The sequence below is a fragment of the Streptomyces globosus genome (assembly GCF_003325375.1).
GTDB classification, from domain to species: domain Bacteria; phylum Actinomycetota; class Actinomycetes; order Streptomycetales; family Streptomycetaceae; genus Streptomyces; species Streptomyces globosus_A.
The window spans coordinates 1401298-1414347 of sequence record NZ_CP030862.1 but is presented as its reverse complement, the minus strand read 5'-3'; the positions used below and the strand labels follow the sequence as shown (position 1 = coordinate 1414347).

Here is a 13050-nt window from a genome sequence, read left to right as displayed (position 1 = left end):
GTGGCGGGGGATGGTTACCCCATCTCCTCCAACGCCTTGCCCTTGGTCTCCGGCACCCACTTGAGGATGAACGGGATCGAGAGCACGGCGAAGACGGTGTAGATCACGTAGGCGCCGGACAGGTTCCAGTCCGCCAGCGACGGGAACGTGACGGTGATGAGCCAGTTGGCGACCCACTGGGCCGCGGCGGCCACGCCGAGCGCGGCGGCGCGGATGCGGTTGGGGAACATCTCGCCGAGGAGGACCCAGACCACGACGCCCCAGGAGAGGGCGAAGAAGAGCACGAAGGAGTGGGCCGCGACGAGCGCGACGGCGGCCTGGAGGTCGGGCATGGTGATGTCGTCACCGGTGCCGGTGGTGTACGAGAACGCCCAGGCCGCCGTGCCGAGCGAGAGGGCCATGCCCGTCGAGCCGATGAGGGCGAGCGGCTTGCGGCCGAGCCGGTCCACGAAGATCATCGCGATCACCGTGCCGACGATGTTGATGATCGACGTGGTGAACGAGTAGAGGAAGGAGCTCGTGGGGTCGATGCCGACGGACTGCCACAGCGAGGAGCTGTAGTAGAAGATCACGTTGATGCCGACGAGCTGCTGGAAGAGCGACAGGCCGATGCCGACCCAGACGATGGGCAGCAGGCCGAAGCGGCCGCCGAGGAGGTCCCTGAAGGTGGACTTGTGCTCGGAGCGCATCGCGTGCTCGATCTCGGCGACGCGGGCGTCGAGGTCGGCGCCGGAGCCCTCGACCTCGGCGAGGACCTTGCGGGCCTGTCCGGTGCGTCCGACCGAGATCAGGAAGCGGGGGGACTCGGGGATGACGAAGGACAGCAGCCCGTAGAGCACGGCCGGGACGACCATGACGCCGAGCATCCACTGCCAGGCCTCCAGGCCGGCGAGCTCGCCGCGCTGGTTGCCGTCCGCCAGGTTGAGGATGGCCCAGTTGACCAGCTGGGAGACGGCGATTCCGGTGACGATGGCCGCCTGCTGGAAGGAGGCCAGGCGGCCGCGGTAGGCGGGCGGGGAGACCTCGGCGATGTAGGCGGGGCCGATGACGGAGGCCATGCCGATGCCGAAGCCGCCGACGATGCGCCAGGCGGCCAGGTCCCACAGGGCGAATGGCAGGGCGGAGCCGACGGCGCTCGCGGTGAAGAGGACGGCGGCGATCTGCATGCAGCGGATTCGGCCGATCCGGTCGGCGATGCGGCCGGCGGTGGCGGCGCCGAGCGCGCAGCCGATCAGGGCGGCCGCGATGACCTGGGCCAGGGCTTCGGACCCGACGTCGAAGCGGTCGCGGATGGCGACGACGGCGCCGTTGATGACGGAGCTGTCGTAGCCGAAGAGGAAGCCGCCCATCGCGGCCGCGGCGGTGATGAAGATGACGTGCCCGAGGTGGTCGGGCCGGGCGGCGCGCCCTCCGTCCGGCGCCGGCGCCTGCTCTGTGCTGCTGCTCAAGGTGTGCTCCTGTGCCCGGCTGCGACGGCGGGCGGGTGGGGTGTTTTTTCCTTCCAGTGGGGCACAGGTCGACAACCGGCACCACTCGAAGGGAAGAGGCGGCGCAGCGAGCTTATGTGTTCATTTCTTGAAGTCAATAGCCGAGGGTGAACTCCGGCGGAGGGCAGTGCGAGGGCAGTGCGCCCGGAACGACGTGACCTGCGCTGACTGACTCAGGAAAAGATCTTCATTTCTTGAAGGTCAAAGGTCCGGGGCGCGGGCCCGGAGCCTCCCCGGGCCCCCGGACGGCTCAGCGCAGCCGCTGGCTGATCACCTTCGAGACGCCGTCGCCCTGCATGGAGACGCCGTAGAGCGCGTCGGCGACCTCCATCGTGCGCTTCTGGTGCGTGATGACGATCAGCTGCGAGCTCTCCTGGAGCTCCTCCATGATCCGGATGAGCCGCTGGAGGTTGGTGTCGTCGAGCGCCGCCTCCACCTCGTCCATCACGTAGAACGGGCTCGGCCGGGCCTTGAAGATCGACACCAGGAGCGCGACGGCGGTCAGCGACCGCTCCCCGCCCGACAGCAGCGACAGCCGCTTGACCTTCTTGCCCGGCGGGCGGGCCTCGACGTCGACCCCGGTGGCGAGCATGTCGTCCGGGTCGGTGAGCACCAGCCGGCCCTCGCCGCCGGGGAAGAGCCGCGAGAAGACGCCCTCGAACTCGCGGGCCGTGTCGTGGTAGGCCTCGGTGAAGACCTGCTCGACCCGCCGGTCGACCTCCTTGACGACCTGGAGGAGGTCGGCGCGGGTCCGGCGGAGGTCCTCCAGCTGCTCGCTGAGGAACTTGTGCCGCTCCTCCAGGGCCGCGAACTCCTCCAGCGCCAGCGGGTTGACCTTGCCGAGCTGCTGGTACGCGCGCTCGGCCGCCTTGAGCCGCTTCTCCTGCTCGGCGCGCACGAAGCGGCCGGGCCGGTTGCGGGGGTGCTCCGGATCCTCGGGGAGCGCCTCGCCGTCCGCGGGCGGGCTCGGCGGGACCGGCTGGTCGGGCCCGTACTCGGCGACGAGCGAGTCGGCTCCCATGCCGAACTCCTCCAGGGCCCGGCCCTCCACCTGCTCGATCCGCAGCCGCTTCTCGGCGCCGAGCACCTCCCCGCGGTGCACGGAGTCGGTGAGCTTGTCCAGCTCCGCCTTCAGGTCGCGGCCGCGGGTGCGGGCCTCGCCGAGCTCGCGCTCGCGCACGGCTTTGGCCTCCTCGGCTGCCGCGCGCTCCTCCCCGGCGCGGCCGAGGGAGGCCTCGACGTGTGCCAGCAGTTGGCGGGCGCCGTCGCCGACGGCGCGGGCGACCCCGGCCTCCCGGCGCAGCCGTTCGCGGCGGGCCGCGGCCCGGGCCCGCGCCTCGCGTTCGGCGCGGGCGCCCCGGTCGAGGGCGTCGGCCCGCCCCGCCAGGGCCTTGACCCGCTCCTCGTGGGTACGCAGCTGCAGGCGGGCCTCCATCTCGGTCTGGCGGGCGTTGGCCCCGTCGGCGGCGAGCCGGTCGCGTACGGCGGTGTCGGGCTCCTCCTCGGCTTCGCCGTGGCCCTCCTCGGCGGCGGCCAGCCGTTCGGCGCACTCCTCGGCCTCGGCCAGCGCCTCCTCCAGGGCGGCCCGCGCCTTCTCCGCGGCGGCGGCGCTGCGCTCGGCCTCACCGGAGGCGCCCTTCGCCTGGCCGGCGAGCCGGCCGAGCTGCTGGGCCGTGCCGGCGCGGGCCTGCTCGGCGGCACGGCGCCGCTCCGCGAGCTCCTCGGCGCGGGCGGCGCAGGCCCGGTGGTGCTCCCGCGCGGCCTCCTGGGCGGCGGCCAGCTCACGGCACCGCCCGTCCAGGCGGTCGAGCTCCGCCGCGGCCTCGTCGACGGCGGCCTGCACCTCGATCAGGCTGGGCGCACCGGCGGACCCCCCGTGGGCGAGGTGCGCCGCGAGCACGTCCCCGTCCCGGGTGACGGCCACCGCAGCGGGCCGCGCGGCGACGAGCGCCACGGCCTCGCCGAGGTCCGCGACGACGTAGTGGTCGCGCAGCACCCGCGCGACGGCCCGCACGAGACCTGCGTCCCCGCGCACGAGCCCCCCGGCCGGTGTCCCCGCCGGCGCGTCCGGAGCCACCGGCTCCCCTTCCGCCGCGGACTCCCGGCCTGCCGGGGCGGCGGCCGGGGCAGGCGCGCCCGCGGGGACGGCGGGCGCGGTCGGGGACTCCGGGGCGCCGGCCCCCCGGCCACCGGGGGCGGCAGAGCCCGGCAGGCCGGCCGCAGACGCGGCAGCCGCCGGTGCGGCCGGGTCCGGGGCCGACTGGCGGGGTACGGGCGGGGCCGTGATCAGGAAGGCGGCGCGGCCTGCGTCCGTGTCGCGCAGGTGGCGGATGGCCCGGGCTGCCGCTGCCGGGGAGTCCGCCGCCAGGGCGTCGGCCGCGGCGCCCAGGGCCGCCGCCACCGCGGCTTCGTAGCCGGGGGCCACCGTCAGGCGTTCCGCCGCCGGGCCGAGCAGGCCGGCCAGCCGGTCGCGGGCGGCCAGGGCCGCACCGCTGCCGTCCTTGCGGCGCAGGCCCAGTGCGAGGGCGTCCCGCCGGGCCGCCACCGCCGCCCGGGAGCGCTCCGCGGCCGTCGCCGCGTCCCGGGCCGCGGCGAGCGCCGCCTCGGCCTGCGCGAGCTCCGCCTTCGCCGCCTCGTGCCCGCCGTCGGCCGAGGGCTCCTCCAGCCCGCCGACCTCCTCGGCCAGGGCCTCGTACTCCTCCTGCGCGGCCTCCGCCCGCTGCCGCGCGGCGTCGCGCGCGGCCGCCAGCCGGTCGGCCTCCGCCTGCGCGGCCCCGGCACGCGAGCGGGCGGCGCCGAGCCTCCCGGTGAGCCGGGCCAGGCCCTCCCGCCGGTCGGCGATGGCCCGCGCGGCGTCGCGCAGCCGCCGCTCCTCCTCGGCGAGGGCCCGCTCCAGTTCGGCGCGGTGCGCGGAGGTGTCCTCCAGGGCCCGTGAGGCCGCTTCCAGCGCGGCCGCCAGCTCCGCCTCCTGTTCGCGGATCCGGGCGGCCTCGCGCTCCATGTCCTCCGGGTCGCGGCCCCGCCGCTCCTCCTCCTGCGGTGCGGACGCCGACCGGACGCGGGCGTCGGCCAGGGAGGCCGTCCCGCGGACCCGTTCGGCCAGCTGCGACAGCTCGTACCAGGTCTGCTGGGCGCGCTGCAGCCGCGGGGCGAGGCCGCGCACGGCCTCCTCCAGCTCCGCCTCCCGACGGACGGCCGCCGCGAGCTGCGCCTCGGCGGCGTCCTTGCGCTCCTTCAGTGCGGCCTCGTCGGCGAGCTCGGCCTCCAGCGCGGCCCGCAGGGCCACCAGGTCGTCGGCGAGGAGCCGCAGCCGGGCGTCGCGCAGGTCGGCCTGGATGACGGCGGCGCGGCGGGCGACGGCGGCCTGCCGCCCCAGCGGCTTGAGCTGCCGGCGCAGTTCCTCGGTGAGGTCCTGGACGCGGGAGAGGTTGGCCTGCATCGCGTCGAGCTTCCGCAGCGCCTTCTCCTTGCGCTTGCGGTGCTTGAGGACGCCGGCCGCCTCCTCGATGAACGCGCGGCGCCCCATCGGGTCGGCGTGCAGGACGGAGTCCAGCTGGCCCTGGCCGACGATGACGTGCATCTCGCGGCCGATGCCAGAGTCGGAGAGCAGCTCCTGGATGTCGAGGAGCCGGCAGGTGTCGCCGTTGATCTGGTATTCGCTGCTGCCCCCGCGGAACATGGTCCGCGTGATGGTGACCTCGGCGTACTCGATCGGCAGGGCGCCGTCGGAGTTGTCGATGGTCAGCGAGACCTCGGCCCGCCCGAGCGGCGGGCGGCCGGTGGTCCCGGCGAAGATGACGTCCTCCATCTTCCCGCCGCGCAGCGACTTGGCGCCCTGCTCGCCCATGACCCAGGACAGCGCGTCCACCACGTTCGACTTGCCGGACCCGTTGGGGCCCACCACGCAGGTGATGCCGGGCTCGAAGCGCAGGGTGGTCGCGGACGCGAACGACTTGAAGCCGCGCAGGGTCAGGGACTTGAGGTGCACGCCGCCGGACTCTACCTTTCGGGTTCGGTTTCACCCGTGAAGGTGCAGGGCAGGAGTCTGGCCAAGCCGCGGCGGGGCCCCTCGGGGAGCAGAGGACGGGGAAAGGAGAGAAGGGACGCCGAAGCGTCCCTTGCAGTGTCGTGCGGGGCTGGAATCGAGCGACGATGAGCGCGGATCAGGTGAGCGCAGGCTCCGCCTGGGATACGTCGATGTCGATGCGGTCCAGCAGCGAGTCTCCGTGCTGAGCGGCGGCCGCGTTCAGCGCGTCGTTTTCGGACTGAATCCGTGAGAGCTCGGACTCGAGGTCCTGGACGCGCTGCTGAAGCCGTCGCATCTCGGCGAGGAGTCGCGGGTCGGAACCGCCGACGTAACCGAGAAGCGCCTTTGCCATGATGGATGGTCCTCCACACTGAGTGACCGACCGAAGCGGTGTGGGTCGTGAGGGTTCGCACCCGCGGATGTCCGACAGCAACTGTCAGTCACTGCGCTTAACTCTGCCAGCACTGCCAAACAGCTAGGGTGCGCGGGGCTTCCAGCGTCTCACCAAAAAGTTTGACGGTCAACACGATCACGCCCTGTATCGGCGGACAGGCCGGTTCACTCGGGGGACGGGGAGACCGCCCTCTCTCCCGAGCCTTCCACGCCCGCGCGCGCCCGGCAACGCGTCCGGGGCGAACGCGCAGATCCGGAGCCGTGCAGGCCGCGTCCGCATGTGATCAGTGCATGATCAGCCGGTACGTCAGCGGATCGCGAAGCCCTCGTAGCCGCCGCGCGGCGTGCCCCAGATTTCCGTCACCCCGTCGACCCTGCCGGGCGTGTCGCCGGAGCGGAGCCAGTCCAGCAGCCGGTGGCAATTCTCACGTTGACCTTCGGCCACCACCTGCACCCGCCCGTCGTCCAGGTTGAGGGCGAACCCGGTGACCCCGCCGATCTCCAGCGCATTGGCCCTGGTGAACCAGCGGAAGCCCACTCCCTGTACACGGCCGCGCACCCAGGCGGTCAGGCGGACATCTTCGCTCATGCGCGAACGCTATCCGCCCGGGCTCCTTCCGACCGCACCGCCCCCGGGACGCCTTCGCGTACAGTCACGCCTCAATGAACTCACCCGTTTGGGCGAGTTCGTGACGATCTTCGACCCGCGAGGAAGGTACGCCGGATGGGACGCCACCGACTCCACGCCGCGCCGCGCCGCGGCGGCGCGCGCCGCACCGCCGTCCGCTCCGGCCTGCTCGGCGTCCCCGTGGCCGTCGTCCTCGGCACCGCCGCGGTGACGACCGGGACGGTGCCCGTCGGCGACTCCTTCCCGTACGTCGGTGTCTCCTCCGACCGCGACGGCCGCGGAGCGCAGGCAAAGCCGGCGGCCACGCCGCGCAGTGCGCCCGCACAGCAGCAGGGCGGCCTGGCCAACCTGTCGGGCCGCGCGTCCAGCGCCCCGGAGACCGCCTCCCCCTCCCCGTCGGCCACGCCCTCGCCCTCCGCCTCGCCGACCCCTTCCGCCTCCCCCTCCCCCGCGGCATCCCCCAGCCCGGCCGCCCAGGCCCCGGAGCCGGAGAAGAGCGCCGCCCCCAAGCCGCCCGCGCCGAAGCCGGCCGCGCCCGAGCCGCCGGCACCGAAGCCCCCGGCACCGAAGCCGCCCGTCCCGCCGGCCGAGCCGTCCGACGGGCACTCCGCCGAGGAGGCGGCCGTAGTCGCCCTGGTCAACCAGGAGCGCGCACAGGCGGGCTGCGGCCCGGTCCGCGCCAACCCGCCGCTCGCCGCACTGGCCGGCGCGTTCAGCAGGGACATGGCCGTCCGCGGCTTCTTCTCCCACACCGACCCCGACGGCCGGAGCCCCTGGGACCGCGCCTCGGCCGCCGGCATATCGGGCCTCGGCGGGGAGAACATCGCCCGCGGCCAGGGCGACGCCGAGGCCGTCATGAAGGCCTGGATGAACAGCCCCGGCCACCGCGCCAACATCCTGAACTGCGAGTTCCGCACCCTGGGCGTCGGCGCCCACTTCGCGGCCGGCGGCCCCTGGTGGACGCAGAACTTCGGCTTCTGACGCACCCCGCCCGAGCCCGCCGGCAGCGGGCGCACAACCCTGGGGGAAGCGCCCCCCGTCCCACAGCGCTGTGCGGCGTTAAGCTGGCCGTATGGAGACGACGACAGGCCTGCCGTTCGACGCGTTCGCCCGCGCCTGCCCCTCGCGGGAGACGCTGGAGCACGTCACCGGCCGCTGGGGCAGCCTCACCGTCGGCGCCCTGCGCGACGGCTCCTGCCGCTTCAACGAGCTGCGCCGCAAGGTGGACGGCGTCAGCGAGAAGATGCTCTCCCAAACCCTCCAGGCCCTGGAGCGCGACGGCATCGTCCGCCGCGAGGCGCAGCCGGTGAACCCGCCGCGCGTCGACTACGAGCTCACCCCGCTCGGCATCGAGGTCGCGGACCGGCTGCTCGGCCTCATCCACTTCCTGGAGGGCAGCATGCCGCAGGTGCTGTCCGCCCGGGAGTCCTACGACGCCGCGCGCGGCGGCCGCTGACAGCGCGGGCAGAAGTAGCTCGACCGGTTCATCCACGGGCGGCGGCGCATCGGCGTGCCGCACCGCCGGCACGGCTCGTCCTCCCGTCCGTACGCGTCCAGCGAGCGGTCGAAGTAGCCGGACTCGCCGTTGACGTTGACATAGAGGCTGTCGAAGCTGGTGCCGCCGACTGCCAGGGCCGCGTTCATCACGTCCCGGACGTGGCCGAGGAGTTCCGTGCTCCGCGGGCGCGTGAGGGTGGCCGTGGGGCGCTCGTAGTGCAGCCGGGACCGCCACAGCGCCTCGTCCGCGTAGATGTTGCCGACCCCGCTGATCAGCGACTGGTCCAGCAGCGCCCGCTTCAGGGTGGTCCGCCTGGCCCGCAGCGCCCGGTGGTAGACCGCCTCGTCGAAGAGCGGGTCCAGGGGGTCGCGGGCGATGTGCGCGATGACGTCGGGCAGGCCGTCGGCGGTGGTCGCGTGCAGGGAGAGCCCGCCGAAGGTGCGCTGGTCGACGAAGCGGAGCTCGGTGCCGGCGGCGTCCGCGAACCGCACCCGGATCCGCAGGTGCTTCTCGTCGGGGGCGCCCTCGGGCTGGACCAGCAGCTGCCCGCTCATGCCGAGGTGGCCGAGGACGGACAGCTCCCGCCCCTCCAGCGGCAGCCACAGGTACTTGCCGCGCCGCTGCGGGACGCCGATGGTCTCGCCGCGCAGCCGGTCCGCGAAGTCGGCGCCGCCGGCGGTGTGGCGGCGGACGGCGCGCGGGTGCAGCACGTCGACGGAGCGGACGGTCCGGCCGGCGACCCAGCGCGCGAGGCCCCGCCGCACCACTTCGACCTCGGGCAGCTCGGGCACGGTGTTCCTCCTGGCGGGCGCTTCACGGCGGTGCTCTGCCCGCGAGCCTACCGGCCCGCCCCGCACGGCCGCCGGGCTCCCCCGGATACGGCTCCGCCCGCCCCTGCACGGCAGGAGCGGGCGGACCCGAAGGAGGAGGAACCGGCCGGCGTCAGACCTGCGGCGCGGAGTCGGCGGGGGTCGGCGACCCGCCGTCCGCGGCAGCCGCCTCGGCGGCCTTCCGCTCGTCCGCGGCGGCGCGGATGCCGCGCCACGCGGACTCCGCCGCCTGCTGTTCCGCTTCCTTCTTGCTGCGGCCGGTGCCGGTGCCGTACGAGACACCACCGACGCGGGCTGCAGCAGTGAACGTCTTCTCGTGGTCCGGACCGGTCTCGGTGACGAGGTACTCGGGCACGCCGAGGCCCTCGGCCGCCGTCAGCTCCTGGAGGCTGGTCTTCCAGTCCAGGCCGGCCCCGAGGTTCGAGGACTTCTCAATCAGCGGGTCGAAGAGCCGGTGCACCAGCTCCGAGGCCGCGTCGAGGCCCTTGTCGAGGTAGACGGCGCCGATCACCGCTTCGAGGGTGTCGGCGAGGATGGAGGCCTTGTCCCGGCCGCCCGTGCCCTCTTCGCCCCGGCCGAGCCGGATGAACGAGCCGAGGTCGAGGCCGCGCCCCACTTCCGCCAGCGCACGCGAGTTGACCACCGCGGCCCGCAGTTTGGCCAGCTGGCCCTCGGGCAGGTCGGGGTGGGTGTTGTACAGCGTGTCCGTGACCACCAGGCCGAGGACGGAGTCCCCCAGGAACTCCAGGCGCTCGTTGGTGGGCAGGCCGCCGTTCTCGTAGGCGAAGGAGCGGTGGGTCAGCGCACGCACCAGAAGGGCGGACTCGAGTCGATACCCGAGCCGCCCTTCCAGAAGCGTGGGGGACGAGGCCGCGTTGCTACTGTCTGCCTGCTTTTCAGCGTTGGACAGTTCAGACATTGCGCCTCTCACCAGCCGCTCAGACCTCGAGGACCTGGCGCTTGTTGTAGGTGCCGCAGCTCGGGCACGCGATGTGCTGCTGCTTCGGCTCCTGGCAACGCTCACACGAAACCAGGGTGGGGACCGCAGCCTTCCACTGCGACCGGCGGTGGCGCGTGTTGCTGCGCGACATCTTCCGCTTCGGAACAGCCACGGCTACTTCTCCTGCTTCTCGGCGGCGCTCTGAACGTCGTCAGATGCAGTGCCGCTCATGTTGTCCTTCTCGCCGTCCTGATCGGTCACGACGAGTTCCTGCAAAGCCGCCCAACGGATGTCGACGGCGTCGTGGTGGTGCTCCGGGTCCTCGTTCAGGCTGACCCCGCAGTCGGGGCACAGACCGAGACAGTCCTCCCGGCACACCGGCTGCAGCGGCAGTGCGAGCACCACCGCGTCCCGCAGCACGGGTTCGAGGTCGAACAAGCCGTCCTCAAGGTAGAGCGTGTCCTCGTCGTCCTCGGCGTCGTCGGCCGGCTCCGCCTTGGGGCGGCCCCGGTCGTCGGCGTCAGGGTACGAGAACATCTCCTGGAAGTCCGCCTTGAGCTCGCGCCCGACGGACTCCAGACACCTTACGCACTCCCCCTCGGCCGATGCACGGACGGTGCCTGTGACAAGCACCCCTTCCATGACCGACTCCAGGCGGAGGTCGATCTTCAGCGGCGCACCCTCCGGCACACCGATGACGCCGGCCAGACCGAGGTCCGCCGGAGCCGGGATCTCGCGGGACAGCCGCTGCATGGCACCAGGACGCCGACCCAGCTCGTGCGTGTCGAACACGAGGGGGTTGCGGTGGTCGAGGCGGGTGTTCAGGGCTGTTCCTGCTTTCGGGAATCGCTGGAGATCGAGCACGCCGCCGCTCAAGGGCAGCGCAGATCGCGACGGATACGCGCGACCGAACAGTCAGGATACCCGCAGCCCCGCCCGGAGCCCAATCCGGGTCAGCGCCCCTGCTCGTACTGGCGCAGCTGGTCCAGGTTGATCATGCTCGTGTCGAAGAAGCTCGTCTCGTCCAGGGCCGCCTGCTGCTGCGCGTACGGGTACCCGGCCGCGCCCTGCGCCCCGTACACGGCGTACGGGTCGGGCTGGCCGCCGTACGCCGCGGCGTAGGGATCGGCTTGCGGCACGGGCTGCTGCCCGTACGCGTACGGGTCCTGGTAGGCGTAGCCGTCCTGCCCGCCGGGCTGCGGGTAGCCGTACCCGCCGTACACCGGCTCGGCCGCCGCCTGGGCGGGGATCGCCGGGGCCGCCGCCGGGGGCTCCGGCTCCGCGAGGCCCGCGAGGAAGTCGGCGTCGCTCGCGGTACGGGAGGGCTGGGCCCCCTCGGCGTCCCGGGCGGCCACGTGCGCGCCGAGGTCGTCCGCCGGGATCCGCCCGAGCAGCTTCTGACGGCCGCGGCCGACCGCCTCCAGGGTCTTGGCCAGCACCGCCTCGATGGTGGCCAGCTTCGCGTCGGCGTAGGCGTCGGCCTGGCGGCGGAGGGTCTCCGGGTCGCCGTCGGGCTCCGGCACGTCGGGGTCCGGGCGGCCCTCGCCGTCCAGGCCGGGGCCGCGGCCCAGCAGCTTCTCCCGGCCGCGGTCGACCGAGCCGAGGGTCTTGGTCAGCACGGCCTCGAAGTTGGCGAGCTTGGCGTCGACGTAGTCGTCGGCCTGGGCGCGGACCTCGGCGGCCTCCCGGTGGGCCTCCGCCAGGATCCGGTCCGCCTCGTCCCGCGACAGGCGGGCCACCTCGGCGTCGGAGACGAGCGCGGCGCGCTGGGCGTGCGCGGCCGCGACGATCCGCTCCGCCTCCCGGCGGGCCTCCTCGACGACCTGCTCCCGGCCGCCGAGCACCTCCTCCGCGCGGGCGAGGGAGCCGGGCAGTGCCTCGCGCAGCTCCTCCAGGCGGGCGAGCAGCTCGCCGCGGTTGACGACGCAGGAGGCCGACATGGGCATGGACCGGGCGCCGCCGACGGCCGCGACGATCTCGTCGAGCTTCTTGTGGACGTCCATGGCGGCTCGCACTCTCTCGGCCTCGGGGCGGTTCCTGAGACGGACGGGACGACTGTAAGGCCACGGCGGCGGCGCCGGACAGCGAACGGCGGCGCCTTCGCCCGGTCAGCGTTCGGCGAGCCGGGCGGTGAGCGCCGCGTGCACGTGCGGCGGCAGCAGGTGCGAGACGTCGCCGCCCCAGGCCGCGACCTCCTTGACCAGGGAGGAGGACAGGAAGCTGTACGTCGGGTTGGTCGGCACGAACAGCGTTTCGACGCCGCTGAGCCCGATGTTCATCTGGGCCATCTGGAGCTCGTAGTCGAAGTCGCTGACGGCGCGCAGGCCCTTGACGATCGCCGGGATGTCGCGCTGCTTGCAGAAGTCGACGAGGAGCCCGTGGAAGGACTCGACCTCGATGTTGCCGTACTCGGCGGTCGCCTCGCGGATCATCTCGATCCGCTCGTCGATGGTGAACAGCCCCTTCTTGGACTGGTTGATCATCACGGCGACGTGGACGACGTCGTAGAGCCGGGAGGCCCGGCCGATGATGTCCAGGTGCCCGTTGGTGACGGGGTCGAAGGACCCCGGACAGACGGCGCGGCGCAACTTGGTCCCCTTGTTCTCCGGTGCGGGCATCATGACTCTTCGCTGGTGGAGGCGGCGCGGCCGTACCAGAGGGTGCCTTCGCCGTACTTGCGGGAGCGCAGCGGCTCGAACCCCTCCGGCCACGGGAACGCTCCGCTCCTGGTGCCGCGCTCCACGGTGACGAGCGCGCCGTCCGCGATCCAGCCGTTGGCGCGGAGTGTGAGGAGGATCTCGCAGAGATCGCCGTGGGTGACGGCGTACGGCGGGTCGAGGAAGACGACGTCGTACGGCTCCCCCGCGGCGGGCACGGCCACGACCTGCTCGGCGCGGCCGGCCCGGAACTCGGCGCCGGGCAGGCCGAGCGTGCGGATGTTGTCGCGGACGGCCTTGGCGGCCTTGGCGTCGGTCTCGACGAGCAGGGCGTGTTCCGCTCCGCGCGAGAGGGCCTCCAGGCCGACGGCGCCGGATCCGGCGTAGAGGTCGAGGACGCGGGCGCCCTCGACGCCGTGCAGCGACTCCCAGGTGGAGAACAGGCCTTCGCGCATCCGGTCCGAGGTCGGCCGGGTGCCCGTGCCGGGGGGCACGGCCAGCCGTCGCCCGCCGGCGCTGCCGGCGATCACGCGGGTCATCTGGGGTCCTTCGGTACGGCGGTCAGGGGTGGGCGGCGGGTCCGCGGCCGG

The 13050-nt window shown here is 73.6% G+C and carries 13 protein-coding genes; 2 read left to right on the top strand and 11 right to left on the bottom strand.

The features are described 5' to 3' along the window. Positions 1-14 precede the first annotated feature (14 nt). The 4 genes from C0216_RS06685 to C0216_RS06670 all read right to left on the bottom strand — a co-directional run bounded on the left by C0216_RS06685 (position 15) and on the right by C0216_RS06670 (position 6496). Positions 15-1448, bottom strand: a complete 1434-nt coding sequence (locus tag C0216_RS06685) for a sugar porter family MFS transporter (RefSeq protein WP_114054363.1) — start codon at positions 1446-1448, stop codon at positions 15-17. Positions 1449-1737: 289 nt separating this feature from the next. Then, a complete protein-coding gene (locus C0216_RS06680) occupies positions 1738-5475 on the bottom strand; it encodes a chromosome segregation SMC family protein (RefSeq protein WP_114054362.1) in 3738 nt (1245 codons plus the stop codon). A gap of 175 nt (positions 5476-5650) precedes the next feature. Beyond that, positions 5651-5866, bottom strand: coding sequence for a hypothetical protein (locus tag C0216_RS06675; protein ID WP_114054361.1), 216 nt, complete (start codon positions 5864-5866; stop codon positions 5651-5653). Between the two features lie 348 nt (positions 5867-6214). Beyond that, entirely contained in the window at positions 6215-6496 is a 282-nt protein-coding gene (locus tag C0216_RS06670) for an acylphosphatase (RefSeq protein WP_114054360.1), read from the bottom strand. A gap of 135 nt (positions 6497-6631) precedes the next feature. On the opposite strand from C0216_RS06670, the gene C0216_RS06665 reads away from it, so the two are divergent. Next, positions 6632-7516 carry a CAP domain-containing protein gene (locus tag C0216_RS06665; RefSeq protein WP_114054359.1) on the top strand — a complete coding sequence of 295 codons (885 nt, stop codon included), beginning with the start codon at positions 6632-6634 and terminating at the stop codon, positions 7514-7516. 91 nt (positions 7517-7607) lie between these two features. Then, on the top strand, positions 7608-7991 hold the full coding sequence (locus tag C0216_RS06660; RefSeq protein WP_114054358.1) for a winged helix-turn-helix transcriptional regulator: 384 nt from the start codon (positions 7608-7610) through the stop codon (positions 7989-7991). Here the strand turns inward: C0216_RS06660 and mutM are convergent. From mutM to rsmD, 7 genes are all read right to left on the bottom strand, one after another. After that, positions 7964-8824: a bifunctional DNA-formamidopyrimidine glycosylase/DNA-(apurinic or apyrimidinic site) lyase gene (gene mutM, locus C0216_RS06655; protein ID WP_114054357.1), complete on the bottom strand. Its 861-nt coding sequence runs from the start codon at positions 8822-8824 to the stop codon at positions 7964-7966. The two genes, C0216_RS06660 and mutM, sit on opposite strands and share 28 nt — an antisense overlap. 151 nt (positions 8825-8975) lie before the next feature. Continuing rightward, complete coding sequence (gene rnc, locus C0216_RS06650) at positions 8976-9782, bottom strand: ribonuclease III (RefSeq protein WP_114054356.1); 807 nt, start codon at positions 9780-9782, stop codon at positions 8976-8978. A 19-nt stretch (positions 9783-9801) separates the two neighbouring features. Beyond that, complete coding sequence (rpmF, locus tag C0216_RS06645) at positions 9802-9975, bottom strand: 50S ribosomal protein L32 (protein WP_026165248.1); 174 nt, start codon at positions 9973-9975, stop codon at positions 9802-9804. Between the two features lie 2 nt (positions 9976-9977). Then, positions 9978-10667, bottom strand: coding sequence for a YceD family protein (locus C0216_RS06640; protein ID WP_428985401.1), 690 nt, complete (start codon positions 10665-10667; stop codon positions 9978-9980). 89 nt (positions 10668-10756) lie between these two features. Next, on the bottom strand, positions 10757-11806 hold the full coding sequence (locus tag C0216_RS06635; protein ID WP_114054355.1) for a sulfur globule family protein: 1050 nt from the start codon (positions 11804-11806) through the stop codon (positions 10757-10759). Between the two features lie 105 nt (positions 11807-11911). Further along, on the bottom strand, positions 11912-12391 hold the full coding sequence (gene coaD / locus C0216_RS06630) for a pantetheine-phosphate adenylyltransferase (protein WP_216827123.1): 480 nt from the start codon (positions 12389-12391) through the stop codon (positions 11912-11914). A gap of 29 nt (positions 12392-12420) precedes the next feature. Then, positions 12421-12999 (bottom strand): 16S rRNA (guanine(966)-N(2))-methyltransferase RsmD, encoded by a 579-nt coding sequence (gene rsmD, locus C0216_RS06625; RefSeq protein WP_114054353.1) that lies wholly within the window; start codon positions 12997-12999, stop codon positions 12421-12423. Between the last annotated feature and the right edge of the window lie 51 nt (positions 13000-13050).

Bases quoted from the DNA above. Each gene is read 5' to 3' on its own strand.
- C0216_RS06675 (WP_114054361.1), bottom strand. From the start codon at position 5,866: ATGGCAAAGGCGCTTCTCGGTTACGTCGGCGGTTCCGACCCGCGACTC.
- C0216_RS06670 (WP_114054360.1), bottom strand. From the start codon at position 6,496: ATGAGCGAAGATGTCCGCCTGACCGCCTGGGTGCGCGGCCGTGTACAG.
- C0216_RS06665 (WP_114054359.1), top strand. From the start codon at position 6,632: ATGGGACGCCACCGACTCCACGCCGCGCCGCGCCGCGGCGGCGCGCGC.
- C0216_RS06660 (WP_114054358.1), top strand. From the start codon at position 7,608: ATGGAGACGACGACAGGCCTGCCGTTCGACGCGTTCGCCCGCGCCTGC.
- rnc (WP_114054356.1), bottom strand. From the start codon at position 9,782: ATGTCTGAACTGTCCAACGCTGAAAAGCAGGCAGACAGTAGCAACGCG.
- C0216_RS06635 (WP_114054355.1), bottom strand. From the start codon at position 11,806: ATGGACGTCCACAAGAAGCTCGACGAGATCGTCGCGGCCGTCGGCGGC.
- rsmD (WP_114054353.1), bottom strand. From the start codon at position 12,999: ATGACCCGCGTGATCGCCGGCAGCGCCGGCGGGCGACGGCTGGCCGTG.